Below are 24,635 nucleotides of genomic sequence, written 5' to 3' on the forward strand. Positions count from 1 at the left end.
CCGGGTAACAGAGACGGGATGAGGGACGATGTCCCTCATCCCGTCCGGCAGGGCAGCGGCACGCGGCGGATGTTCTGATGGTCTTCGGGCACTCCCCGCGCGCACTCCGGCTCGCTCGACGCTCCGAGGGCGCACTCCGCGTCCACGGCGCGCGGACCACCACCCGGCACCGACTCTTGTGCCGAGGTCAGAGACGCGTACGCCTGTTTGATCGGTGCAATCTCTTGACGTACCGAGTTCAAGTCGGCACGCTCCGTGCTCGGACAACGGCGGAGTCGGGCACATCGGCGTGCCTGTCTCGCTGCTCCGATTCCTTGGGGGGAATCAATGAACGCGTTATCCACGCGTATGCGCATGCCCTTGCCCATACGGGCGCTCCTGGCCGGACTCGCGGTCCTGGCCCTCGCCCTGACCGGCATAGTCGCCTTGGCGCCCAGCGCCTCGGCCGCACCCGTGCCCGACGCCTCAGCCAGCCCCACGGCCGTCGCCCGGTACGGCACCTCCACCGTGAAGCTGAGACTCGACGGCGAGTCCAGCACTCAGTCGACACCGACCGACCTGGTCCTCGTGCTCGACGAGTCCGGCAGCATCGACGCAACCGAGTGGACCCAGCTGAAGGACTTCGCCAAGAGCGTGGTCAACGGCGTGGCGGCCCACGGGTTGTTCACCAACGGCGGCAGGGTCGGCGTCGTCGGATTCGCCGACGGCGTGACGCCGCCGGTCAGCGCGCTCAGCGGTGACAAGGCCGCCGTCCTGAACGCCATCGACACCAACCCCAAGCAGAACACCGGCACCTGCATCGCTTGTGGCCTGGCCGAGGCCAACGCCGTCATGGGGGCCGACGATCCCGCCCGCAACCAGCTCGTCATCGTCATCACCGACGGTGAGGCGACCAGCGGCAACACCGCCGCCGAGGCCGCCGCCCTGCAGGCCAAGGCCACCGTCTTCGCCGTGGGCGTCGGCGGGGGCATCCAGCAGGCCACCCTGGAGGTCGTCGCCAGCGGACCCGGCGCCGACAACACGTTCTCGGCCGGTGACTTCGGCGATCTCGACACCCTCCTGAAGCAGATCGTGGAGGCCGTCGTCGTGCCCGGCGCCACCCACCCGTCAATCGCCGTCACGCTCGACGCGCCGTGGCAGCTCGTGGCCGGCACGGTGACCGCCAACCTCGCCGGATCGGTCGTGAACAACGTCACCACCGACGGATTCACCTGGTCCCGGGACGATCTCGCGGACGAGGACCTGGAGATCACCTACCAGGTCAAGCACCGCGGCGCCCCCTGCGGGCCGCTGGACGTGAACAAGTCCGTCGTCTACCACGACGACCAGAACGCGTTCGTCACCTTCCCGAAGGTCGTCGTCACCGTCAACTGCCTGCCGCCCGTCGCCGAAGCCGGGCCCGACAAGACCGTCGACGAGGGGTCCGCGGTCATGCTCGACGGTTCCGCCAGCCACGACCCGGACGGCACCGTCGTCTCGTACGCCTGGAGCGGCGCCGATGCGGGGACCGGCACGCTGGCGAACGCCGGCGCGGCGGTGGCCACCTACAACGGTCTCGACGACGGCGGCGACGCCGTGACGCTCACCGTGACGGACGACAACGGTCTGACCGACGACGACTCCACGACCGTGACGGTCAAGAACGTCGCCCCGGACCTCACCCTGACCGCCTGTCCCGTAGACCCCCACGCGGTGAACACCGACGTCTCCATCGCCGGTACGTTCACCGACCCGGGCACCCTCGACACCCACACGATGTCCGTCGCCTGGGGCGACGGCACCACTACCGATGTGCCCGGCGTGAACTCCCCGGTGGGCAGCACGCATCAGTACGCGGCCGCGGGCATCTACGACATCGCCGTCACCGTCACGGACGACGACGGCGGGTCCGACACCCAGCACTGCGGCTTCGTCGTCGTGTACGACCCCAACGGCGGCTTCGTGACCGGCGGCGGCTGGATCAACTCGCCGGCCGGCGCCTACCCGGCCGACCCGGGGGCTACCGGGCGCGCGAACTTCGGCTTCGTGTCGAAGTACAAGAAGGGCGCGACCGTACCCACCGGCAGCACGGAGTTCCAGTTCAAGGCCGGGAACCTCAACTTCCACTCCGCCGACTACCAGTGGCTGGTCGTCGCTGGTGACAAGGCCATCTTCAAGGGCACGGGCACGGTCAACGGCGCCGCCGGGTACTCGTTCATGCTCACCGCAACCGATGGCACGCCGGATACGTTCCGGATGAGGGTGTGGAAGACCGCGGGCGACACCCTCGTCTACGACAACCAGATCGGCTCGGCGCCCGACGCCGACCCGACGACCGCCATCGCGGGCGGGTCGATCAAGATCCACAAGGGCTGACACGCCCCGCCCGGCCGGCGACCCCACCCGTCGCCGGCCGGGCACGGGCGGACGGCGTATCGCAGCGTCGTCATACCGAGTGCGTACCGCCCACTGCTCCCAGCAGGGCGCTGGGCTGACGAGTCGAGAGTCCGTACGGTCCTGCACGCCGCACACGTGTAGCGACCCCCTGACTTTCGCTGCCGCCGGCACGGGAGTCGGCACCGCCCCCTCAGAACGGGGGCGCACCACGCAGATCCGTCCCGGTCAGCGCCTTCCGGCTTCGATTCGCGGGGCTCGCCCAGCCTGACATAGTGGCCGCGCGCACCCCGGCACCCAGAACTATGGTGTCCCGCCACATACGACGGTGACCTGCGTGTTTCTACGGTGTGGCGACACGAACCCGTCCCCGTATCCCGCTCGGAAGTGGTGCACATGGCCGCCGCAACAACCGCTCCCACACCCCCCGGCTCCCTCAAGCGCATCGTCGCCGCCAGCCTCATCGGCACCACCATCGAGTGGTACGACTTCTTCCTCTACGGCTCGGCCGCCGCGCTCGTCTTCAACAAGCTGTTCTTCCCCGAGTCCGACCCGTTGGTCGGGACGCTGCTGTCGTTCCTGACGTACGCGGTCGGGTTCGCCGCGCGGCCGCTGGGTGCGCTGGTCTTCGGGCACTACGGGGACCGGCTCGGGCGCAAGAAGCTGTTGGTGCTGAGTCTGCTGCTGATGGGCGGGGCGACCTTCGCCATCGGTCTGCTGCCGACCCACGCCACCGTCGGCTCGGCCGCGCCGCTGCTGCTCACCGCGCTGCGGCTGGTACAGGGCTTCGCGCTCGGCGGTGAGTGGGGCGGCGCCGTGCTGCTGGTCTCGGAGCACGGGGACGCCAAGCGGCGCGGCTTCTGGGCGTCGTGGCCGCAGACCGGGGCCCCGGCCGGGCAGCTGCTCGCGACCGGAGTGCTGTCCGCGCTGACCGCGCTGCTCTCCGAGTCCGCGTTCGTCTCGTGGGGCTGGCGCATACCGTTCCTGCTCTCCGGTGTGCTGGTGATCGTCGGCCTGTGGATCCGTCTCTCGGTCGACGAGTCGCCCGTCTTCAAGGCGGCGCTCGCCGCCGCCGCGGAACGCAAGGCCGCCGCCGGCGTGGTGGAGAAGATGCCGCTGGTCGCCGTCCTGCGCCACCACTGGCGCGACGTACTCGTCGCCATGGGCGCCCGCATGGCGGAGAACATCAGCTACTACGTGATCACCGCGTTCATCCTCGTCTACGCCACGACCTCGGCGGGCCTGAGCAAGCAGACCGCGCTGAACGCCGTCCTCATCGCCTCCGCCGTCCACTTCGCGGTGATCCCCGCCTGGGGCGCGCTCTCCGACCGGATCGGCCGCCGACCGGTCTATCTCATCGGGGCGGTCGGTGTCGGCGCCTGGATGTTCCCCTTCTTCGCCCTCATCGACTCCGGCAGCTTCGGCGCCCTGCTGCTCGCGGTCACCGTCGGACTGGTCCTGCACGGGGCGATGTACGCGCCGCAGGCCGCGTTCTTCTCCGAGATGTTCGCGACCCGGATGCGCTACTCGGGGGCCTCCATCGGAGCGCAGTTCTCCTCCGTCGCCGCGGGTGCCCCGGCGCCGCTGATCGCGACCGCGCTGCTCGCCGACTACGGCAGCTCGACGCCGATCGCCCTGTACGTGATCGCGGCCGCGCTCCTCACGGTCGTCGCCATCGCCTGCGCCCGCGAGACCCGCAACCTCGACCTCGCCGAGGTCGCGGAGGACGCCCCGGCCACGGCCCCCGTCCGCGCCGACGTCTGATCCGAGCACGTCTGGACGGGCCCCCTTCGCCGCGTCGGTGGAGGGGGCCCGCCGATGCGCTCGGGCCGACTTCAGACCGCGGTCTCCGTGTGGACGACGCGTCTCGTGGCATCGACGGGGCGTCACCGGGTAAGCGGACGGTACACGGCCCGAAGGAGGAGACATGTCCGGATTGATGGCACGTATCAAGCAGTTCACCCGCAGCCCGCAGGGACAGCGGGCGATCGCGTCGGCACGGCGGGCTGCCGCGGACCCGCGCAAGCGCGCTCAGGCCCGCAGCCTGCTCGGCCGGCTTCGCGGGCGGCGGTGACGAAGAGGCGATGACGAGGAGCGGAGGGCAGGCGTATGGCCAGGGGAAGGCTGACCCGGTGGGAGCGATCTCTGGAGCGCTGGCAGAGCGCGCTGCTCTCCAAGGCCCGCGGTCGCGAGCCCGTCGAGCTGCTCGACGCGCTGCGCCGTGAGTGCGACGCCCACGCCGTGGTGTGCAGCGAGCGCAGAGTGGTCGTGCCCAACGCTTACGAGGTGGAGCTGGACGCGAAGGTGCACGAGGAGTTGATGCGTCATGGCGGCGCCGACGTGGGGCAGGCGCTGACGGACGACCTGGCTCGCCACGGCGAGCGGAACGGATATGAGTGGGCGGGGCCGCTCGCCGTACGGGTCACCCCGACGCCGCGCCCGTCCGACGACCCGTACCGCGTGAGCAGCGGTCCCATGCCGCACGTGCGCGCCGACGACTTCCCCGCGGCCGACTGAACGCCCAGGGCGCGGCGGCGTCGGCCGGGGCAGGGCGCCGGTCGACGCCGCCGATCGAGGAGAACCTGTGAAGAATGTGGGGAGCCCGGGATTGGCGTTCCGTCTTTCGGCGGCGGATTCCGCTCAGAGGTGGGGCGGAAGGTCTGTGCCATCCGTTGAACCCATGGGTAACTTCCGGTAATGCCCGGGTTTCTCGGCGATGAGAGTCCGGACAACCGGGACACAAAGGTGGTTTGCGCCGCCGAAGATCCCGTTCATGGATTCGAGCGGGCGGGGTAGGGTCGAGCCCGCGAAGAGCGACCGAAAGACGTTCGAGGCGAGGCAATCCGATGGACGGCAGTAATGGGGGCGGGGGCTGGTTCAGTCCAAGTCCGAGCAGGAAATCGACCGGGACGGCGCAGGGAACTCGGACGGAGGAGGGCCCGATACCCGGAAGCCCCGGTGCCGGCGGAGCCGATGGCCGGATACCCGACGGCCCTGTTCCCGGCCCTCCCAACGGCCCCGTAGCCCGCGGTCCCGTTCCCGGCCGTCCCGGAGGTCCCGCAGCCAACGGCCGCCCTGTGTCCCATGGCCCCGTTCGCGACCCTGGCCCGAGACCCGACGGCCCCGTTCGTGACTCCGGCCCGATACCCGACGGCCCCGTTTCCGACCCTCTCGGCGGCCAGGACGAAGCCGGTTCACCCGAGGCCGTCCTCATTCGCCGCACCATGGCCGAGATCGAGCCGATCGCCGACAAGGTCACGTCCTATTTCTACGCGCTGCTCTTCCTCCAGCACCCGGAACTGCGCGGCCTCTTTCCCGCGGCGATGGACGCCCAGCGCGACCGCCTCTTCAAGGCGCTGCTCACCGCCGCGAGACACGTGGACGACGCCGACACCCTCACCACGTACCTCTCCCACCTCGGGCGCGGGCACCGGAAGTACGGCACCCGCCCGGAGCACTACCCGGCCGTGGGGGAGTGCCTCATCGGAGCCCTCTCCCGCCACGCCACGCAGAGCTGGAGCCCCGAGACGGAGGCCGCCTGGGTCGGCGCCTACACCGCCATCTCCCAGATCATGATCGACGCCGCCGCCGAGGACGAGCTGCGCGCCCCCGCCTGGTGGGAGGCGGAGGTGGTCGCGCACGAGATGCGGACGCCCGACATCGCGGTCGTGACCGTGCGCCCCAACCAGCCGTACCCCTTCCTCGCCGGGCAGTACGCGGCGCTCGAGACGCCGTGGTGGCCGCGCGTCTGGCGGCACTACTCCTTCGCCTCCGCCCCCCGCTCCGACGGGCTGCTCTCCTTCCACGTCAAGGCGGTGCCGGCCGGCTGGGTGTCCAACGCCCTCGTGCACCGCGCCCGCCCGGGTGACGTGATCCGCCTCGGTTCCCCCGCCGGCTCGATGACCGTGGACCACACCACCGACAACGGGCTGTTGTGCGTGGGCGGCGGCACGGGCATCGCGCCCATCAAGGCCCTGATCGAGGACGTGGCCGAGCACGGCCGCCGCCGCCCCGTCCAGGTGTTCTACGGCGCCCGCCGCGACCACGACCTGTACGACATCGACACGATGCTCCGGATGCAGCAGTCCCACCCCTGGCTCTCGGTCCGCCCGGTCGTCGACGACGGCCCCGGTGGCGATCTGTGCGGCCAACTGCCCGAGGCCGTCTGCCAGTACGGCCCGTGGCACACCTACGACGCCTATCTCTCCGGCCCGCCGGCGATGATCCGACGCAGCGTCGACACCCTGGTGGGGATCGGCATCCCCTCCCACCGCATACGGCACGACTCCATCGAGGAACTGGTCGGAGCAAGGAATTGAGCACTTTCGAACAGGCCGGGCAGCAGCAGGCGGCGATGGTACGCACGACACGTCCCGGCAGCGACGGCGAACACCTCGTCCAGCAGCGCATGGGGACGACCGAGCGGGCCGACAAGTTCTACGCCGAGCAGGTCCTCGACCGGCTCAACGCCCGGATGCGGGAGTTCGCCGCCCGGCAGGAGATGTTCTTCCTGGCGACCGCCGACCGGCACGGGGAGTGCGACAACACGTTCCGGGCAGGCCCGCCCGGCTTCCTCCAGGTCCTCGACGAGCTGACCGTCGCCTACCCGGAGTACCGGGGCAACGGCGTGCTCGCCAGCATCGGCAACATCGAGGAGAACCCCCACGTCGGCATCCTGATGGTGGACTTCCTCCGGGACCGCATCGGACTGCACATCAACGGAAGGGCGCGGATCGTCGCCGACGACGTCATGCGCCGGGCGTACCCCGCTCTCGCCGTGGATCCCGTACCCGGCCGCCGCGCCCAGCTGTGGGTGGAGGTCACGGTCGAGGAGGCGTACATCCACTGCGCCAAGCACATCCCGCACCTGCAGAAGGTGCCGGTTCAGGGCGGCAGCCGCGCGTGGGGCACCGACGACTTCAAGCGCAAGGGCGGCGACTTCTTCGGAGCCGGGGCCGAGGCGGCCGAGCGAGGGCCGTTCCTTCCCCCGCCCCGTGCGGACGCGGCGGCGTGGCGCGAGGAGGCGTCGAAGGTGCTGGCGAGGGCCGAGCGGCGCACGGCCACCCCGCGGGACGAAGTGTTCAGCGGCTGGTTCAACAGAAACGTGTCTGTCTGAGTCGCGCGACCGGCGCCCCCCTCGGCGCCCCCGGGCTCCGGGGGCGCCTGGCGGCACCGCACCCGCGGGGTACGGCATGCCGGACCGGCCCGGCGACGCCGTCTCAATTTTCTCGGACGTTCACAATACGCGGGACCCCATTCCGTGCTACAGTCGAAGCAGTTGCAGTTGTGGTTCCCATAAGACTTACAAGTGCCCGAGACGATTTCGCATCGTCGGGCACTTTTGTATTTTCGGTGCTTTTTCCGGACGGGGTAATCATCGCGGCGACGCCGGGATTCGCACAGTGCGGGCCCGGGTAATGCCCCGAAGGAGATATGGCATGGCTACTGGCACCGTGAAGTGGTTCAACTCGGAAAAGGGCTTCGGCTTCATCGAGCAGGAGGGTGGCGGCCCCGACGTCTTCGCCCACTACTCGAACATCGCCACCCAGGGCTTCCGTGAGCTGCAGGAGGGCCAGAAGGTGAGCTTCGACGTCACGCAGGGCCAGAAGGGCCCGCAGGCGGAGAACATCGTTCCCGCCTGACACGCGCGCTGAGGCGTACGACGCAGCTGGGGTCCCCACCGCGAGGTGAGGGCCCCGGCTCGTTCGTTTTTCCACGGTCTGACTCCCGGAGTCGGATCCGCATTCCACCGGGGCCCCTTTTCTCGTAGTGGCCCCGTTCATTCCCCGTGCATTTTGTCCATGGCTGCATCGAATTCCCCGAAACCGCCATGTCGAGGAAGGTGTCCATGAACCGCTCGTCCGCGACGAACCGTCCCTCCGTGAATCGTTCGGCCCGCTCCGACGAGTTCGCGCTCCCGGAGACCCTGACGCCGGCGCTTCCCGCCGCGGCGAGCTTCGGCGACATGGAGCTGCCCACCGCCCTGCTGAACGTGCTCGCGGAGCTCGGTGTCGAGACGCCCTTCCCCATCCAGGCGGCCACCCTGCCGAACGCCCTCGCGGGCCGTGACGTCCTGGGCCGGGCCCGCACCGGATCGGGCAAGACGCTCGCTTTCGGCCTCGCGCTCCTGGCGCGGACGGCCGGGCAGCGGGCAGACGCCAGGAAACCGCTGGCCCTGGTCCTCGTCCCCACGCGCGAACTGGCCCAGCAGGTCACCGAGGCGCTCACCCCCTACGCCGGCGCGCTGAAGCTGAGGCTCGCCACCGTCGTCGGAGGCGTGTCGATCGGGAGGCAGGCGACGGCCCTGCGCGCCGGCGCGGAGGTCCTCGTCGCCACCCCGGGCCGCCTCATGGATCTCGTCGAGCGCAAGGACTGCCGCCTGGACCGGGTGAACGTCACCGTCCTGGACGAGGCCGACCAGATGGCCGACATGGGCTTCATGCCGCAGGTCACCGAACTGCTCGACCAGGTGCGCCCCGACGGTCAGCGGATGCTGTTCTCGGCCACACTCGACCGTAACGTCGACCTCCTGGTGCGCCGCTACCTCCACGACCCGGTGGTCCACTCGGTCGACCCCTCCGCCGGCGCCGTCACCACCATGGACCACCACGTCCTCCAGGTGCACGGAGCCGACAAGTACGCCACCGCCACGGAGATCGCCGCCCGGGACGGGCGCGTGCTCATGTTCCTGGACACCAAGCACGCCGTCGACCAGTTCACCCGGCACCTCCTGGGCAGCGGGGTACGGGCCGCGGCCCTGCACGGCGGCAAGGCCCAGCCGCAGCGCACCCGTACGCTGGAGCGGTTCAAGACCGGCGAGATCACGGTGCTGGTGGCGACGAACGTCGCGGCCCGCGGCATCCACATCGACAGCCTCGACCTCGTCGTCAACGTCGACCCGCCGGCCGACCACAAGGACTATCTGCACCGCGGTGGCCGTACCGCCCGCGCGGGCGAGTCCGGCATCGTCGTCACGCTGGTGACGGCGGGCCAGCGCCGCGACATGGCACGCGTCCTGTCGGAAGCGGGCATCCGCCCCCGGATCACCCAGGTCCGCTCCGGCGAGGCCGAACTGAGCCGCATCACCGGCGCCCAGGCCCCCTCCGGCGTCCCCCTCGGCGGCAACGCACCCGCCACGGACCGCACGAAGCGCGGCGGCGCCGCCTTCCGGGGCATGGGAACCGTCCCCGGGAAGCCCGGTCGCGCCAAGAACGAGTCCCGGCGGGCCGCCGAGGCCCGGCAGACGGCCGAGGCCCGCAAGGCCGCGCGGATCCGCCGCGGCGCGTGAGTCCGGGGGTGTGAGTCCCGACGTAGGCCGGCAGACGGCCGAGGCCCGCAAGGCCGGGCGGATCCGCCGCGGCGCGTGAGCCCGGGGGTGTGAGCCCCGACGTATGAACCCCGATGGCTCCCGGGGCATGAGGCCGATCCGTTCCCCCGGCGGTGAGACCGACCCGCCGCCGGGCCGTTCGGCGTACTCGTAGGTCCCCACGACAGCGGGCATGGACTTCTCGTACGACTCCATGGACTCTTCGTCGCGCCCCGCCACGACCGGCCCGCCCACCCCTACGGTGAATCCGGCCGTGAGGACGCCCCCTTGGTTCCGCGTTCATGACCTGTACCGCGCCCCCACGCGCCGACGACACACCCCGTTCCCTCACCCCGCTGATCTTGGGCTCGCTCGGACCACCGTCCCCCCATCCCGCAGAGGTGCTCGGACCCATGACTGAACTCCATCGGCGCCGCTTCCTCCAGATCGCCGGCGCCACCGCCGGCTTCGCCGCGCTCGGCGGCAGCATCGCCCGGGCCGCCGCCATCCCCGCCGCCCGGACCTCCGGCACACTGGCCGACGTCGAGCACATCGTCGTGCTGATGCAGGAGAACCGCTCCTTCGACCACTACTTCGGCTCGCTCAAGGGCGTCCGCGGCTTCGGCGACCCCCGCCCCGTGACCCTCCCCAGCGGAAAGCCGGTCTGGTACCAGGCGGACGGCAACAAGGAGGTGCTGCCGTACCACCCGACCGCCGACGACCTCGGCATGCAGTTCATCGCGGGCCTCAACCACGACTGGGCCGGCGGCCACAAGGCCTTCAACAACGGCAAGTACGACCAGTGGATCCCCGCCAAGTCCGCGGGAACGATGGCGTACCTCACCCGCGACGACATCCCGTTCCACTACGCGCTCGCCGACGCGTTCACCGTCTGCGACGCGTACCACTGCTCCTTCATCGGCGCCACCGACCCCAACCGCTACTACATGTGGACGGGTTACACCGGGAACGACCGCACCGGCGGTGGCCCGGTGCTCGGCAACGACGAACTCGGCTACGGCTGGACGACGTACCCCGAGCGCCTGGAGCGGGCGGGGGTCTCGTGGAAGATCTACCAGGACATCGGCGACGGCCTTAACGCCGCCGGCCACTGGGGCTGGATCGACGACGCCTACCGCGGCAACTACGGCGACAACTCCCTGCTGTACTTCAACACCTACCGCAACGCCCAGCCCGGGAACCCGCTCTACGACAAGGCTCGCACCGGCACCGACGTCAAGAACGGCGACGGGCTCTTCGACATCCTGCGCGCGGACGTCGCGGCGGACCGGCTGCCGCAGATCTCCTGGATCGCCGCCCCGGAGGCGTTCACCGAGCACCCCAACTGGCCCGCCAACTACGGCGCCTGGTACATCTCGCAGGTTCTCGACGCGCTCACCTCCAACCCCGAGGTGTGGAGCAGGACCGCGCTGTTCATCACGTACGACGAGAACGACGGCTACTTCGACCACGTCGTCCCGCCCTACCCGCCGGCCTCGGCAGCCCAGGGACTGTCCACCGTCGACACCACCCTCGACCACTTCCCCGGCGACTCCCGCTACGCCGCGGGCGTCTACGGCCTCGGCCAGCGCGTCCCGATGATCGTCGTCTCGCCGTGGAGCAAGGGCGGTTACGTCTGCTCCGAGGTCTTCGACCACACCTCGATCATCCGCTTCATGGAGCGGCGCTTCGGGGTCACCGAACCCAACATCTCGCCCTGGCGCAGGGCCATCTGCGGCGACCTGACGTCGGCCTTCGACTTCGGCCTCGAGGACACGAAGCCCGAGGCGCTGCCGGACACCAGCGGCTACCGGCCGCCGGACGGCGACCGGCACCCCAGTTACGTACCGAAGCCGCCCGCCAAGCCGGTTCTGCCTGTGCAGGAGCCTGGCGCCCGCCCCACCAGGGCGCTGCCCTACGACCTCGTCGTCGACGGATCGGCCACGCCGTCGACCGGCCGCTACACGCTCACGTTCGGCGCCGGGGCCAAGGCGGGAGCGTTCTTCCACGTCACCGCGCGAGGCCGCACCGACGGCCCGTGGACCTACACCACCGGGGCGGGCAAGACCCTCTCCGATACTTGGAACAGCGCGTACTCGCAAGGAGTCTACGACCTGACGGTGAGCGGCCCCAACGGATTCCTGCGTACCTTCAAGGGGCCGGGCAAGACCGCGGGGCCGGAAGTGACGGCGCGTCATGACCGGGCCACGGGAAGCTTGTCGCTCACCATGACCAACCCGGGCGCTGTCGACGTCAACCTGACGATCACTCAAGCACGGGCGTACGGCGGTCAGTCGCAGACTTTCAAGGTGGCCAAGGGGGCCACCGTGCGCCACACCATGGATCTGCGGGGCAGCAGGCGCTGGTACGACGTCTCCGTCGTCTCCGACGGTGACAGCGCCTTTCTGCGGCGCTTCGCCGGACACGTCGAGACAGGCGCCACCGGCGTCAGCGACCCCGGGATCGTCACGGGCTGAGCCCGTGACGAGGTGAGGAGTCGGTGCGGCCGGTCACACGGTGATGACCTTCACCCCGGCGTCCGTGAGGTGCCGCATCGACTCCGCCGGGATCGCCGCGTCCGTCACCAGGACGTCCACCCGGTCGAGGCCGCAGATCCGGGCGAAGGCGCGCCGGCCCATCTTGGAGGAGTCGGTGACCACCACGACCCGGCTCGCGTGTTCGGCGAAGAGGCGGCTGATCGCCGCCTCGTCCTCGTGGTGGGCCATGACGCCCAACTCGGGGTCGACGCCGTCGACCCCGAGCACGGCGACGTCGAGCACCACTTCGTCGAGCACACCGGCGGCCAGTGGCCCGACCAGTTCGTAGGTCTGCGGACGGGCCACGCCGCCGGAGACGACGATCTTGATCTGCGGGCGTACCGCCAGTTCACCGGCGATGTTGAGCGCGTTGGTGACCACGGTCAGCGCGGGGGCGGGCGACGCCCCGTGCGTCTCGGCCCGGCCGGTGCCGAAGCGCAGCGCCAGCGCCCGGGCCACCTCGGTCGTCGTGGTGCCGCCGTTGAGTCCCACGACCTCGCCCTCGTGGACGAGGCCGGCCACCGCGGCGGCGATGCGCTGCTTCTCGGAGGCGTGCCGCGACGACTTGTAGCGCAGCGGCAGTTCGTACGAGACCCCCTGCGGCACGGCCCCGCCGCGGGTGCGGACGAGGAGGCGCTGCTCGGCGAGCTCGTCCAGGTCCCGGCGGATCGTGGCGGGGGAGACGGCGAGCGCCGACGCGGCCTCGTCGACCTCCAGCCTTCCGGTGGACGCGAGCAGTTCGAGGAGCGTGTTCCACCGCTCGTGTTTGGACATGATCGCGATTTTAGCGCCGTACGCCACCGGGAGCCCTGGACCGTACGGCTCGGCTCATGGATACTGCGCACCATGTTGTTGCTCGAAGGTGCTCGAAACGTCGAGTCTGTGAGCAAGATCGAGCATCGTTCGTCTGTGAAGGAGCCGTACGTGCCCACCTCGGGACCCTCCCGCACCGCCGCCGAGATCGCTTCCCAGCCCGCCACCTGGCGCCGGGCCGCCGAGACCCTTCCCCGGCACCGCGCGGCCCTGCCCCAGCGGGGAGAGCGCGTCGCCGTCGTGGGCTGCGGCACCTCCTGGTTCATCGCCCAGGCCTACGCACAGCTGCGGGAGACCGGCGGGCACGGCGAGACCGACGCCTTCGCCGCCTCCGAGTTCCCGCTCGGCCGCGGCTACGACCGGATCCTGGCCATCACCCGCTCGGGCACCACCACCGAGGTCCTCGACCTGCTCGGCAAGGTCAAGGGGTCCCTCGCGACCGGCGCGCTCACCGCGGACCCGGCGACGCCCGTGATGGCGGCGGCGGACGCCGTGGCCGTGCTCGACTTCGCCGACGAGGAATCGGTGGTGCAGACCCGTTTCGCCACCACCGCCCTCGCCCTCCTCCGCGCCCACCTGGAGGCCGAGTCCGCCTTGCCCGCCGGTGTCCGTACGGTCCAGGAGGCGGCCCGGGACGCCGAACGGGCCGTCACCGAACCGCTTGCCGACGCGATCACCGAAGCCGAGCAGTTCACCTTCCTCGGCACGGGCTGGACCTACGGCCTGGCCCTCGAAGCCGGTCTCAAGATGCGCGAGGCCGCCGGCGCGTGGACGGAGGCGTACCCGGCGATGGAGTACCGCCACGGGCCGATCAGCATCACCGCACCGGGCCGCGTCGCCTGGGTCCTCGGCCCCGTTCCCGCCGGCCTCGCCGACGACGTGGCCCGCGTCGGCGGCACGCTGGTCGCGGAGTCGGGCGCCGCGCACGGCGACCTCGATCCGCTCGCCGACCTCGTCCGCGCGCAGCGCCTCGCCGTCGCCCTCGCCGAGGCCCAGGGCCAGGACCCGGACCGGCCCCGCAACCTCACCCGCTCCGTCGTGCTGCCCTCCGCGGACGGGGAGAACGGCTGATGCCCCTGACCACCACCGGCGCCGTCGTCCTCGGCGCGCGCGACGGGAACGCCGGAGCCGGCGCGTTCAACGTCGTCCAGATCGAACACGCCCAGGCGATCGTCGCCGGAGCCGAGGCGGCAGGCCGGCCGGTCATCCTCCAGATCAGCGAGAACACCGCCCGCTACCACGGCTCCCTGGAGCCCATCGGGCTCGCCAGCCTCGCCATCGCCCGCCGCGCGACGGTTCCCGTCGCCGTCCACCTCGACCACGCCGAATCGCCCGCGCTGGTCCGTGAGGCGGTCGAACTCGGCTTCTGCTCCGTCATGTTCGACGCGTCCAGGCTTCCGTACGAGGAGAATGTCGCCGCCACCCGCGAGATGACGGACTTCTGTCACCGCCACGACGTCTGGGTGGAGGCCGAACTCGGCGAGGTCGGCGGCAAGGACGGCGCCCACGCCCCCGGCGTCCGCACCGACCCCGACGAGGCCCGCGCGTTCGTCGCGGCCACCGCCGTCGACGCCCTCGCCGTGGCCGTCGGCAGCTCCCACGCGATGGTCACCCGTGACGCCGTCCTCGACTTCGCCCTCATCACCCGGCTGCGCGAGGCGGTGGGACGTCCCCTCGTGCTGCACGGATCGTCGGGGGTCGGCGACACCGATCTCGCCCGGGCCATCGGTGCGGGGATGACGAAGGTGAACGTCTCCACCCACCTCAACAAGGCGTTCACCCGGGCCGTACGCACCCGCCTGGAGGAGCAGCCGGGGACGGTCGACCCCCGCCGCTATCTGGGCCCGGCCAGGGACGCGGTCGCCCGGGAGGTCACCCACCTGCTGCGGGTCCTCACGGCGGACGCGGAACTCATTCGCACGTGACGCGGTCGCGCGGGGTGTAGTGCGTGCGGAACGTCTCGCGCCCCACCTCCGCACCGCCGTCGCGGAAGACCCGGTCGACCGTGATGTCGAAGCCCTCCAGCGGGGTCTGCGGCTCGCAGTGCGGGCCGGTGCCCTTCCGCTCGGAAGGTTCCGTGAGTTTCGTACGAGGGCCCTCCACGGCCTCCACCTCGTCGTACTTCTTGGTGCCGTAGAAGGTGACGGTCACCGAGGAGTCCGTGGAGGTCGCCTCGATGTAGATGCCGTGGCCGGAGTCGTTGCGGAACTTCAGGTCCAGCGTGCCCCACGCGACCGTCGCCTCCCGGCCGGCCGGGTAGCGCTCGATGTAGAAGGAGTGCGCCCCGTACTCGACCGGCTTCACCCCGGCGAAGAAGACCGCGTTGAAGACGGTGGTGGCGACGGCGGACACCCCGCCGCCCGGAGCGGAGTGGTACTGCCCGTCGAGGATCATCGTGCCGTCCACGAAACCGTTGGCCTTCGTACGCTCGCCGACGGTCCGGTTGAAGCTCCAGACCTCACCGGGCCGCACGAGGGAACCGTTGATCAGCTCGACCGCCCGGCCGATGTTGATCGTCCGGTACGGCGCCGTGGGGTAGTTGACCGTGAAGGTGGACATCCGCTCCTTGATCCCCAGCTCCTCCACCGCCTTGGCCGTCAGTTCCGGCTGGATCAGCTCGGTGGCGACGGGGGCGGTGCGGGCCGCCGCGCCCGTCTTCGGCAGCAGGGGGAGCACGGCGTCCTTCAGCGCCTTGGCGGACACCTCGTGGCCGGGTCGGCCGTCCGACTCCACCACCACCCGGCCGTCGCGCACCCCGAGCTTCGCGTCGACCGGACCGTCGGCGATCGACTCGAGCGGTCGCGCGACGTCCGGGTCGCGGATCAGCGCTTCCCCGTCGAGCGTCGCGCCCAGCCGGCCCTTGTCGTCCGCCTTCACCTTCAGATGGTCGCCGAGCGTCACCGGAGTGATCCGCAGCGGTCTGCCGACGGCGGTGAGCGTGACCGGCCCGGACATGGCCGGGGTCGCGAAGTCCTTCATGAACCGGGCGACCTCGGCCGGGCCGACCTTGGGCCGGGACATGGCGGCCGGCAGCGCCACAGGATCGTGGCCGGTGGCGGGATAGGCCGCGCGCAGGGCGTCGACGGCCCCGTCCGTGTCCAGCTTCAGCCCGTCGCGCGGCGGGGTCGCGACCGCCTTGCCGGCCTTGAACGCGACGGCCCCTTCGACCGTCGTACGGTCGTGGCGCTTCGCCACCTCGGCCATCGCCGCACGGGCCTTGGCCTCGTCGAAGGCGACGACGGGTTCGATGTCGCGCTCGCCGGAGGAGAAGAGACGGCCGATCACCGTCACCGGATCGCGGGCGGGGTCGGCGGCCCGCTCGGCGGTCCTCGCCGCGTCGACCGTCAGCCCGGCGGAGGCCGGAGCGATGGTGTCGGTGCGGTCACCGACGAGCACGGGGAGGGGGGTGGTCCAGGAGGCGGGCGCCGAGGCGGTCAGCCGGTCCCGCGCCTCGGCACGGCTCATTCCACCGATGTCCACCCCGCTGACGCGCGTGCCCTCGGATATGTCGTCCCCGGTGGCGACGAGCCCGGCGACGTACAGCCCGCCCGCGGCGACGACGACCGCTCCGGCCGCCGTCGCCGCGATCCGTATGCCCTTGCGCTTGCGCCTGCGCCTGCCGCGAGGTGAGGAGGCCGCGGCCTGACCGGTCGTGGAGCGACGCACACACCCTCCCGCAGCAGTCGGAGTCCCGGTACACCGGCGACGGTACGCCGGGTGATCGCCCGGCGCACGTCAGACCTCTCCGACCTGCGCCGATGCGCTCGCCGAGCCCCTCGCCGCTCAGATGGCGGCGAGGGCTCAGTCCTCCGCCGGGCCGTCCAGCAGGTCCTCCACCGGGTCGACGAGCTCGCCGGCCCGCGCCACGTGCGCGTACCAATGGGCGCTCGACTTCGGGGTACGGGCCTGCGTCGCGTAATCGACATGGACCGCGCCGAACCGCTTGGCGTAACCGTACGCCCACTCGAAGTTGTCCATGAGCGACCACAGGAAGTAGCCGCGGACGTCCGCCCCGTCGGCGATGGCCCGGTGCACCGCCGCCAGATGGGCGTGCACATAGGCGATCCGGTCCGGGTCGTGGACCGAACCGTCCGCGCCCACCTCGTCCTCGTAGGCCGCGCCGTTCTCGGTGATCAGCATCGGAAGGCCGGGGTAGCGGGCCGAGATCCGGGTCAGCAGGTCGTACAGACCGCTCGGGTCGACCGACCAGCCCATCGCCGTGCGCTCGCCCGGCGCCTGGTGGAACGCGACATCGTCCGCCCCCGGCCACGGGGAGTGCTCGCTCGCCCCGTGCCCGTCGTCCTGAGGCTTCTCCATCTCTCCGGTGACCGCCGACACGACCGTCGGCGTGTAGTAGTTGATGCCGAGCGAGTCCAGCGGCTGCCGGATCGCCGTCGTGTCGCCGTCCCGTACGAACGACCAGTCGGTGAGGGAGGCCGTGTCGGCGAGCAGGTCCTCCGGGTACGCGCCGTCGAGCAGCGGCCCGAGGAAGATCCGGTTGCCGACCGCGTCGATCCGGCGGGCCGACTCGCGGTCGGCCGCCGAGGGGGTGAGTGGCCGGATCTCGTGCAGATTGAGGCTGATGGAGAGCCGTGCCCGGCCGGGCAGCGCCGAGTGCAGCGCCTGGGCGGCCAGGCCGTGGGCCAGATTGAGGTGGTGGGCGGCGCGCAGGGCGGCCACCGGGTCCGTACGGCCCGGGGCGTGGACACCGGAGCCGTAGCCGAGGAAGGCGCTGCACCAGGGCTCGTTGAGCGTGGTGAAGCGGGTGACCCGGTCGCCGAGCGCGCCGCCGACGAGCGAGGCGTACGCGCCGAACCGCTCGGCGGTCGCCCGCTCGGGCCAGCCGCCGGCGGCCTCGAGCTCCTGCGGCAGGTCCCAGTGGTAGAGGGTGACGACCGGCTCGATGCCGGCACCGAGCAGCTCGTCGACGAGCCGGCGGTAGAAGTCCAGGCCCTTCTGGACGGCCGGGCCCCGGCCGGTGGGCTGGACCCGGGGCCAGGAGACCGAGAACCGGTAGGCGCTCAGGCCCAGGTCCGCCATCATCCGTACGTCGTCGCGGAACCGGTGGTAGTGGTCGACCGCCACGTCTCCGGTGTGGCCCTCGAACACCTTCCCGGGCGTGTGCGAGAAGGTGTCCCAGATGGACGGCGTGCGGCCGTCCTCGGCCGCGGCGCCCTCGATCTGATACGCGGCGGTGGCGGTGCCCCACAGGAAACCGGCGGGAAACCGGCGGACCGTGGTGAGGGGGCGGGGATCTGTCGCGGTCATGCGGAAGTACTCCCGAGTGAGAGGAGGAGGGTGAGGGGTGAGACGGGGACGCGGGACGCGTGGGGGCGCCCGCGAAGGGCGGGGCGGTCAGTTCTTTACCGCGCCCGAGGTGATGCCGCCGACGATGTGCTTGCCGAGCACGGCGAAGACCAGCAGCAGCGGCAGCGTCGAGATCAGCGCGCCGGTCAGCACGACGGCCTGGTCGACGGTGTGGTTGCCCGCGCCGAGACCGGCCAGGGCGACCTGGAGGGTCGGGTTCCCGTCCGGGGTCAGCGCGATGAACGGCCAGAAGAAGTCGTTCCAGGCCTGCACGAAGACGAGCATCCCGAGGACCGCCATCGCGGGCCGGGCCACCGGGAACACCACGTGCCAGATGATCCGCAGGCTGTGCGCGCCGTCCATCCGGGCCGCCTCGACGAGCTCCACCGGCAGCGCCTCGATGAGGTACTGCCGCATGAAGAACACCCCGAACGCGGCGACCAGCGAGGGCAGGACGACCGACTGGAGCTGGTCGACCCAGCCCAGGTCGGTGATGATCCGGTAGAGCGGGATCACGCTGAGCTGCGGCGGAATCGTCATCGTGGCGACGACGAGGGCCAGCATGGCCCCCCGCCCCTTGAAGGGCAGCTTGGCGAAGGCGAAACCGGCCAGGGTGGAGAACATCACGGTGGACAGGGCCACCAGGCCGGCGACGACGGTGGTGTTGACCAGCGCCTCTCCCATGTCGACCTGGTTCCAGGCGAAGGTGAGATTGTCGAAGAGACGGGGGCCGGGCAGCAGCGGCGCGGGCGCCTCGACCACGCGCTCGCCCGAGTGGGAGGCGGCGACGAGGTTCCAGTACAGCGGGAAGAGCGACAGCAGGGCGGCCAGGCCGAGCAGTACGTAGGTCAGCGGACCGGCGTGGTGCTGACGGCCGGCCCCGGAACGGCCGAAGCGCTTCTTACGGGTCTCTTCGCGGACGCGTGTGCGGGTGTACGTCATGAGGTCAGGCCCCCAGCTTCTTGCGGTTCGCCCGGGACACGAGCGTCTGGACAGCCCCGATCAGCAGGAGGAGCAGCAGCATCACCCAGGCGATCGCGGACGCCTGCCCCAGCGCACCGGTCACCCAGCCCTTCTCGTACATCAGCAGGCTGAGCGTCTGGAACTGGTTGCCGCTGCCGCCGCTGATGCCCAGGCTGCCGCCGAAGATCATCGGCTCTCCGAAGAGCTGGGTGGCGCCGATGGTGGAGACGATGATCGTGAAGAGGATCGTCGGACGGATCGACGGGATGGTGACGCTGAGGAACTGGCGCCACCGTGAGGCGCCGTCGAGGGCCGCGGCCTCGTACAGATCCTGGGGGACGGCCTGCATCGCGGCCAGATAGATGAGCGCGTTGTAGCCGGTCCAGCGCCAGGTGACGATCGTCGAGATGGCGATCTGCGACGGCCACTTGGACGACTCCCAGTCGACCGGGTCGAAGCCGACCCAGCCGAGGACGGTGTTGATCAGGCCGTAGTCGGTGTTGAAGAGCTGGGCGAAGACGAGGGTCGCCGCCGCGATCGAGGTGGCGTACGGGGCGAGGACCGCGACCCGGAAGAAGCCGCGGCCGCGCAGCTTGTAGTTGAGCAGATGGGCCAGGCCCAGGGCCATCAGCAGTTGCGGGACGGTCGAGACGACGCCGATGGTGAAGGTGTTGAAGAGGGCGTTCCAGAAGAACTCGCTGTCGGTGAGGGAGGTGTAGTTCTCCAGGCCCTTCCACTGCGCGTCACCGCCCAGCTCCACCCGGTGGAGCGAGAGCCAGCCGGTGTAGAGCAATGGGAAGAGCCCGAAGGCCGCGAAGGTGAGGAAGAACGGGGCGACGAAGGCGTACGGGCTCAGCCGCAGGTCCCACCGGTACAGCCTGCTGCGCCAACGGCTGGGCGGCGCCGGAGGCTTCGGGACGGTGGGGGAGGGGTGCGGGGCGGGCGGCGGGGAGCCGTCGGCCGCCGCCCGGACGGAGGTGGCCACGAGGGGCGTCCCTTCGGGTGTCGATGCGTCGGTCGTGCGTCGGTCGTGCGTCGGTGGGGCGTCGTGCGTCGGAGCGAGTGAGCCGAAGGGCGCCGCGTGTCGACAGGGGGAACGCGCGCAGGTCCCGAGGAACGAGGGACCGAGCGGGGGTACCTCCCACGCCCCCGGGGCGTAGAGGGCGGTCGACCGTCGACACACGCACAAAGGCGCCCGGAGGTGAACCGAGCCCAGAACGCGGGCGCGTTCCGCCGGGTGAGGGGCGGACGGACGGCCGCCCGGCGGGGGAGCGCCGGGCGGCTCGGGTGCGCCCGGCCTCGCCTACTGGTCGATCTTGTCCGCGACCAGCTTCTTGACGTTCTCCCAGGCCTTCGCCGGGTCGGTGCCGCGCTGCTCGATGTCGAGGACGCCGTTGTCCGTGATGAAGGTCTTCACCTGGCCGTCCCAGCGGCTGATCGGGGCCGGGGTGATGCCGGCGGCCGCCGCCGAGTAGATCTTTCCGACCGGGGTGTCGCCGAAGTACGGCAGCTTGGCGTCCTGGACGGTCGGGGAGGAGAGCGTGTCCTTGGTGGAGGGGATGTTTCCGTTCACGCCGAAGACCTTGGCGTGCTGCGCCGGGGCGGTGAGCCAGGCGGCGAGCTTGGCCGCCTCAGTGGCGTGCTTGCCCGACTTCGGGACCGCGAGGAACGAGCCGCCCCAGTTCCCGGCCACGGGCGGTGCGGCGATGTCCCACTTGCCCTGGTTGCCGGCGCCCGCCTGGTCCTTGATGATGCCGGTCATCCAGCTCGGGCAGGCGACGGTGGCGAACTTGGAGTTCTTGAAGGCGGCGTTCCAGCTGCCCTTCTCGTCGAACTGGCGCAGCTTGGCGGTGATTCCGCTCTGCGCGGCCTCGACGGCGGTGTCCCAGGCCTTCTTCACGCCGGGGCTGTTCTCGTAGTCGAGCTCGCCCTTGGTGTTGGCGTACTGGATTGGCTCGCTGGAGACGACGGCGTTGAACAGACCGCTCGCGGAGTCGTGGAAGGAGGTCCCGTCCGGGGCGCTCTTCTGGTAAGTCTTGCCTGTCGCGAGGAACTTCGCCCAGTCGCCGGCCCAGAGCGCGGCGACCTGTTCGCGGTCGGTCGGCAGCTTCGCCTTGGCGAAGAGGTCCTTGTTGTAGCAGATGGCCATGGGGCCGATGTCGGTGCCGAGGCCGATGACCTTGCCGTCGGGGGTGGTGGCCTGCTTGACCTTCCAGTCGAGGAACGCACCGAGGTCGGCGCCGCCCACGGAGCCGAGGTCGGCCCACTTGCCCGCCATCGCCGGGCCGGTCGCCTCGGCGATGTAGCCGACCTCGAGCGCCTGGATGTCGGCGAGACCGCTGTTGCGCGAGAGACGCAGCTTGAGCGTGTCCCAGTACTTCTGGCCGTCGGCGACGTTCGACTCGACGATCTTGATGTGCGGGTTCATCTTCTCGTACTCGGCGTAGAGCTTGGCGCCGGTCTTGTCGTCGTAGCCGAAGGAACCGAAGGTCCCGATGCGCAGGGTGATCTTTCCGTCGCCGGAGGCCTCGTCCGAGCCTCCGTCACCGCAGCCGGTGAGCAGGACCGTGCAGGCCGCGAGCCCGGCGACCATGGCGGTTCTCGTTCTGGAAGTGCGCATGCGACTCTCCTCGTCCAAGGCAGTGGTGGGAGCGCTCCCACTCCCATCTGGCCCGAAGGTTGCTTCCCGACGGGGGTGGGTGTCAAGAGGTCTGCGCGGATCCGGGGCCAGAGGTGTGGGAGCGCTCCCACTGTTGATAGGGTCGCGGGAGCACAGGGCTGCGAGGGGAGACGGCAGATGGTGGTGAGCGGGCGCCAGACCGGCAGGCCCACCCTGGAGGAGGTCGCGGCCAGGGCGGGTGTCGGCCGTGGCACGGTCTCGCGGGTGATCAACGGCTCCCCGCGCGTGAGCGAGCAGGCCAAGGCCGCCGTCGGCCGGGCCATCGCCGAACTCGGATACGTACCCAACCGGGCGGCCCGTGCCCTGGCCGGCAGTCGTACCGACGCGGTGGCCCTGGTGATCCCCGAGACCGAGGCGCGGCTGTTCGCCGAGCCCTACTTCCTCGACATCATTCGCGGGGTCAGCGCCGAACTCGCCGACGCCGACAAGCAGTTGCTGCTCACCCTGATCCGCAGCGACAAGGAGCGGCAGCGTTTCGAGCAGTATCTCGCCGCCCAGCGGGTGGACGGGGTGCTGCTGGTGTCGGTGCACGGCGACGACCCGCTTCCGGACCAGGTGCGGGAGCTGGGTCTTCCGGCCGTGCTCAACGGCCGCCGTACCGAGGCCGAGACCGTCGCCTATGTGGACTCCGACAACGTCGGGGCCGGCCGCTCGGCGGTCGCCCACCTCACCGGCCGGGGCCGCCGCCGCATCGCGACCGTCACCGGCCCCCTGGACATGTACGTCGCCCGGTGCCGGCTCGACGGCTACCACCAGGGGGTCGCCGAGGCCGGACTCGCCCCCGACGAAGGGCTCGTCGCCACCGGCGACTTCACCGAGGAGGGCGGGCGGCGGGCGATGCGGGAGCTGCTCGCGCGCCGCCCGGACCTGGACGCGGTCTTCGCCGCCTCGGACGTGATGGCGGCCGGTGCGCGCGGCGTGCTGCGCGAGGCGGGACGGCGGGTCCCGGAGGACGTCGCCCTGGTCGGCGTCGACGACTCGGCGGTGGCGCGGCACATGGATCCGCCCCTGACCAGCGTGCGCCAGCCCATCGAGGAGATGGGGCGGACCATGGCGCGGCTGCTGCTCCAGGAGATCGGGGAGGCCTCGGCGGACCAGCCCCGCCGGGTGCTGCCGACGGAGCTGGTGGTCCGCGCTTCGTCGTGAGGCGCGCGCACCGCGTGGGTTCGCCGGGCCGGCGGACCACCGGTAGGTCCGCCGGCCCGGCGGTCTGCCGCGGAGGTCCGCCCGAGCGCCGTTCCCCGGCGGGTCGGCGCACGGTGGGCGGGTGTTCCAGGCGGAGGTCCGCCCGAGCGCCGTTGCCGGGCGCTCAGCGCACAGTGCGCATGTGTTTCAGGCGGAGGTCCGCCCGAGCGCCGTTGCCGGGCGCTCAGCGCACGGCGAGCAGGTGTTCCAGGGCGAGCTGGTCCAGGCGCTCGAAGGCCATCGAGCGCTCGGCCGCCGCCGTCGCGTCGAAGTCCTCGTACGCCGAGCGGTCCGCGAGCAGCCCCGCGAGGCCGTCGGCGGCCGTGGGGGCGGCGAGCTCCGGCAGCCGGGAGGCGGCCAGCGCCTCCTGGACCTCCGGGTCCGCCCGGAAGGCGGCGGCGCGGTCCCTGAGGATCAGATAGTTGCGCATGCAGTTCTTCGCGGACTCCCAGACCCCGTCGAATCCGTCGGTGCGCACGGGCTTGAAGTCGAAGTGCCGGGGGCCCTCGTAGCCGGCCGTCTCCAACAGGTCGACCAGCCAGAACGCCTGGCGCAGGTCGCCCGCCCCGAAGCGGAAGTCCTGGTCGTACTTGATGCCGGACTGGCCGTTGAGGTCGATGTGGAAGAGCTTGCCCGCCCAGAGCGCCTGGGCGATGCCGTGCGGGAAGTTCAGCCCGGCCATCTGCTCGTGGCCCGTCTCCGGATTCACGCCGACCAGGTCGGGCCGCTCCAGGCGCTCGATGAACGCCAGCGCGTGACCGATCGTCGGCAGCAGGATGTCCCCGCGCGGCTCGTTCGGCTTGGGCTCGATCGCGAAGCGGAGCGCGTAACCCTGTTCGGTGACGTACTGGCCGAGCAGGTCGAACGCCTCCTTCATGCGGTCCAGCGCCACCCGTACGTCCTTCGCGGCGCCGGACTCGGAGCCCTCCCGTCCGCCCCAGGCGACGTACACGCTCGCGCCGAGTTCGACGGCGAGATCGATGTTCCTGATCGTCTTGCGCAGGGCGAACCGGCGTACGTCGCGGTCGTTGGCGGTGAAGCCGCCGTCCTTGAAGACGGGGTGCGTGAAGAGGTTCGTCGTGGCCATCGGCACCTTCAGGCCGGTGCGGTCGAGGGCGGCCCGGAAGCGCTTGACGGCGGCCTCCCGCTCGGTCTCCGAGGAGCCGAAGGGGATCAGGTCGTCGTCGTGGAACGTGACGCCGTACGCGCCGAGCGAGGCGAGGCGTTCGACCGACTCGACCGGGTCGAGCGCCGGCCGGGTGGCGTCGCCGAAGGGATCGCGGCCCTGCCAGCCGACGGTCCACAGGCCGAAGGTGAACCGGTCCTGGGGGGTGGGGGCGAAACGTACGGACATGGTCCGGCCCTTTCGGTCGAAGGTCTGGGCGACCTATTTGTTTTGTGCGATAACTAATACGGCACCCGGGCGCTCCCGCGCCAGAGTGAGTCGCGGATCCGACGCCCGTACGGCCGC

At 71.0% G+C, this 24,635-nt stretch carries 19 protein-coding genes; 12 read left to right on the plus strand and 7 right to left on the minus strand.

The window, feature by feature from the left end; all coding sequences use genetic code 11:
• Positions 1–354: 354 nt before the first annotated feature.
• The 9 genes from ABZY12_RS04260 to ABZY12_RS04300 all read left to right on the plus strand — a co-directional run bounded on the left by ABZY12_RS04260 (position 355) and on the right by ABZY12_RS04300 (position 12,156).
• On the plus strand, positions 355–2,355 hold the full coding sequence (locus ABZY12_RS04260; protein ID WP_356886913.1) for a VWA domain-containing protein: 2,001 nt from the start codon (positions 355–357) through the stop codon (positions 2,353–2,355).
• Between the two features lie 414 nt (positions 2,356–2,769).
• Positions 2,770–4,137 (plus strand): MFS transporter, encoded by a 1,368-nt coding sequence (locus tag ABZY12_RS04265; RefSeq protein ID WP_356886915.1) that lies wholly within the window; start codon positions 2,770–2,772, stop codon positions 4,135–4,137.
• Positions 4,138–4,300: 163 nt separating this feature from the next.
• Positions 4,301–4,447, plus strand: a complete 147-nt coding sequence (locus ABZY12_RS04270) for a hypothetical protein (RefSeq protein ID WP_356886917.1) — start codon at positions 4,301–4,303, stop codon at positions 4,445–4,447.
• Positions 4,448–4,482: 35 nt separating this feature from the next.
• Positions 4,483–4,890: a DUF3662 domain-containing protein gene (locus ABZY12_RS04275; protein ID WP_356886919.1), complete on the plus strand. Its 408-nt coding sequence runs from the start codon at positions 4,483–4,485 to the stop codon at positions 4,888–4,890.
• A 425-nt stretch (positions 4,891–5,315) separates the two neighbouring features.
• Positions 5,316–6,692 (plus strand): globin domain-containing protein, encoded by a 1,377-nt coding sequence (locus tag ABZY12_RS04280; RefSeq protein WP_356887012.1) that lies wholly within the window; start codon positions 5,316–5,318, stop codon positions 6,690–6,692.
• A gap of 35 nt (positions 6,693–6,727) precedes the next feature.
• Positions 6,728–7,489: a pyridoxamine 5'-phosphate oxidase family protein gene (locus ABZY12_RS04285; RefSeq protein WP_356887014.1), complete on the plus strand. Its 762-nt coding sequence runs from the start codon at positions 6,728–6,730 to the stop codon at positions 7,487–7,489.
• Positions 7,490–7,811: 322 nt separating this feature from the next.
• The gene (locus ABZY12_RS04290; RefSeq protein WP_030689787.1) at positions 7,812–8,015 is read left to right on the plus strand and encodes a cold-shock protein; all 204 of its coding nucleotides are present in this window, start codon (positions 7,812–7,814) and stop codon (positions 8,013–8,015) included.
• 206 nt (positions 8,016–8,221) lie between these two features.
• Entirely contained in the window at positions 8,222–9,661 is a 1,440-nt protein-coding gene (locus ABZY12_RS04295) for a DEAD/DEAH box helicase (RefSeq protein WP_356886921.1), read from the plus strand.
• A gap of 431 nt (positions 9,662–10,092) precedes the next feature.
• Positions 10,093–12,156 carry a phosphocholine-specific phospholipase C gene (locus ABZY12_RS04300; RefSeq protein WP_356886923.1) on the plus strand — a complete coding sequence of 688 codons (2,064 nt, stop codon included), beginning with the start codon at positions 10,093–10,095 and terminating at the stop codon, positions 12,154–12,156.
• Positions 12,157–12,189: 33 nt separating this feature from the next.
• Here the strand turns inward: ABZY12_RS04300 and ABZY12_RS04305 are convergent, their stop codons facing one another.
• Entirely contained in the window at positions 12,190–12,990 is an 801-nt protein-coding gene (locus tag ABZY12_RS04305) for a DeoR/GlpR family DNA-binding transcription regulator (protein ID WP_356886925.1), read from the minus strand.
• 150 nt (positions 12,991–13,140) lie between these two features.
• On the opposite strand from ABZY12_RS04305, the gene ABZY12_RS04310 reads away from it, so the two are divergent.
• Entirely contained in the window at positions 13,141–14,100 is a 960-nt protein-coding gene (locus ABZY12_RS04310) for a sugar isomerase (protein ID WP_356886927.1), read from the plus strand.
• A complete protein-coding gene (locus tag ABZY12_RS04315) occupies positions 14,100–14,954 on the plus strand; it encodes a class II fructose-bisphosphate aldolase (RefSeq protein ID WP_356886929.1) in 855 nt (284 codons plus the stop codon). The genes ABZY12_RS04310 and ABZY12_RS04315 overlap by 1 nt, the downstream gene beginning before the upstream one ends.
• Here ABZY12_RS04315 and ABZY12_RS04320 read toward each other — a convergent pair.
• From ABZY12_RS04320 to ABZY12_RS04340, 5 genes are all read right to left on the minus strand, one after another.
• Positions 14,941–16,695: a VanW family protein gene (locus tag ABZY12_RS04320; protein ID WP_356886931.1), complete on the minus strand. Its 1,755-nt coding sequence runs from the start codon at positions 16,693–16,695 to the stop codon at positions 14,941–14,943. The two genes, ABZY12_RS04315 and ABZY12_RS04320, sit on opposite strands and share 14 nt — an antisense overlap.
• Before the next feature lie 135 nt (positions 16,696–16,830).
• The gene (locus ABZY12_RS04325) at positions 16,831–18,297 is read right to left on the minus strand and encodes a GH1 family beta-glucosidase (protein WP_356886933.1); all 1,467 of its coding nucleotides are present in this window, start codon (positions 18,295–18,297) and stop codon (positions 16,831–16,833) included.
• An 87-nt stretch (positions 18,298–18,384) separates the two neighbouring features.
• Positions 18,385–19,278 (minus strand): carbohydrate ABC transporter permease, encoded by an 894-nt coding sequence (locus ABZY12_RS04330; protein ID WP_356886935.1) that lies wholly within the window; start codon positions 19,276–19,278, stop codon positions 18,385–18,387.
• 4 nt (positions 19,279–19,282) lie between these two features.
• On the minus strand, positions 19,283–20,284 hold the full coding sequence (locus ABZY12_RS04335; protein ID WP_356886937.1) for a sugar ABC transporter permease: 1,002 nt from the start codon (positions 20,282–20,284) through the stop codon (positions 19,283–19,285).
• 318 nt (positions 20,285–20,602) lie between these two features.
• Entirely contained in the window at positions 20,603–21,919 is a 1,317-nt protein-coding gene (locus ABZY12_RS04340; protein ID WP_356886939.1) for an ABC transporter substrate-binding protein, read from the minus strand.
• Between the two features lie 177 nt (positions 21,920–22,096).
• Here ABZY12_RS04340 and ABZY12_RS04345 point away from each other — a divergent pair, with 177 nt between their 5' ends.
• The gene (locus ABZY12_RS04345; protein WP_356886941.1) at positions 22,097–23,125 is read left to right on the plus strand and encodes a LacI family DNA-binding transcriptional regulator; all 1,029 of its coding nucleotides are present in this window, start codon (positions 22,097–22,099) and stop codon (positions 23,123–23,125) included.
• A 223-nt stretch (positions 23,126–23,348) separates the two neighbouring features.
• Here the strand turns inward: ABZY12_RS04345 and xylA are convergent, their stop codons facing one another.
• The gene (gene xylA, locus ABZY12_RS04350) at positions 23,349–24,518 is read right to left on the minus strand and encodes a xylose isomerase (protein WP_356886943.1); all 1,170 of its coding nucleotides are present in this window, start codon (positions 24,516–24,518) and stop codon (positions 23,349–23,351) included.
• Positions 24,519–24,635 lie beyond the last annotated feature (117 nt).

It is taken from the genome of Streptomyces sp. NPDC006551, assembly GCF_040611675.1.
GTDB lineage: Bacteria > Actinomycetota > Actinomycetes > Streptomycetales > Streptomycetaceae > Streptomyces.

What these genes read in the sequence shown, in the direction of transcription:
- ABZY12_RS04260 (WP_356886913.1), top strand. Translation starts at nt 355, where the DNA reads ATGCCCTTGCCCATACGGGCGCTCCTGGCCGGACTCGCGGTCCTGGCC.
- ABZY12_RS04265 (WP_356886915.1), top strand. Translation starts at nt 2,770, where the DNA reads ATGGCCGCCGCAACAACCGCTCCCACACCCCCCGGCTCCCTCAAGCGC.
- ABZY12_RS04270 (WP_356886917.1), top strand. Translation starts at nt 4,301, where the DNA reads ATGTCCGGATTGATGGCACGTATCAAGCAGTTCACCCGCAGCCCGCAG.
- ABZY12_RS04275 (WP_356886919.1), top strand. Translation starts at nt 4,483, where the DNA reads ATGGCCAGGGGAAGGCTGACCCGGTGGGAGCGATCTCTGGAGCGCTGG.
- ABZY12_RS04285 (WP_356887014.1), top strand. Translation starts at nt 6,728, where the DNA reads ATGGTACGCACGACACGTCCCGGCAGCGACGGCGAACACCTCGTCCAG.
- ABZY12_RS04290 (WP_030689787.1), top strand. Translation starts at nt 7,812, where the DNA reads ATGGCTACTGGCACCGTGAAGTGGTTCAACTCGGAAAAGGGCTTCGGC.
- ABZY12_RS04295 (WP_356886921.1), top strand. Translation starts at nt 8,222, where the DNA reads ATGAACCGCTCGTCCGCGACGAACCGTCCCTCCGTGAATCGTTCGGCC.
- ABZY12_RS04300 (WP_356886923.1), top strand. Translation starts at nt 10,093, where the DNA reads ATGACTGAACTCCATCGGCGCCGCTTCCTCCAGATCGCCGGCGCCACC.
- ABZY12_RS04305 (WP_356886925.1), bottom strand. Translation starts at nt 12,990, where the DNA reads ATGTCCAAACACGAGCGGTGGAACACGCTCCTCGAACTGCTCGCGTCC.
- ABZY12_RS04315 (WP_356886929.1), top strand. Translation starts at nt 14,100, where the DNA reads ATGCCCCTGACCACCACCGGCGCCGTCGTCCTCGGCGCGCGCGACGGG.
- ABZY12_RS04325 (WP_356886933.1), bottom strand. Translation starts at nt 18,297, where the DNA reads ATGACCGCGACAGATCCCCGCCCCCTCACCACGGTCCGCCGGTTTCCC.
- ABZY12_RS04330 (WP_356886935.1), bottom strand. Translation starts at nt 19,278, where the DNA reads ATGACGTACACCCGCACACGCGTCCGCGAAGAGACCCGTAAGAAGCGC.
- ABZY12_RS04340 (WP_356886939.1), bottom strand. Translation starts at nt 21,919, where the DNA reads ATGCGCACTTCCAGAACGAGAACCGCCATGGTCGCCGGGCTCGCGGCC.
- ABZY12_RS04345 (WP_356886941.1), top strand. Translation starts at nt 22,097, where the DNA reads ATGGTGGTGAGCGGGCGCCAGACCGGCAGGCCCACCCTGGAGGAGGTC.
- xylA (WP_356886943.1), bottom strand. Translation starts at nt 24,518, where the DNA reads ATGTCCGTACGTTTCGCCCCCACCCCCCAGGACCGGTTCACCTTCGGC.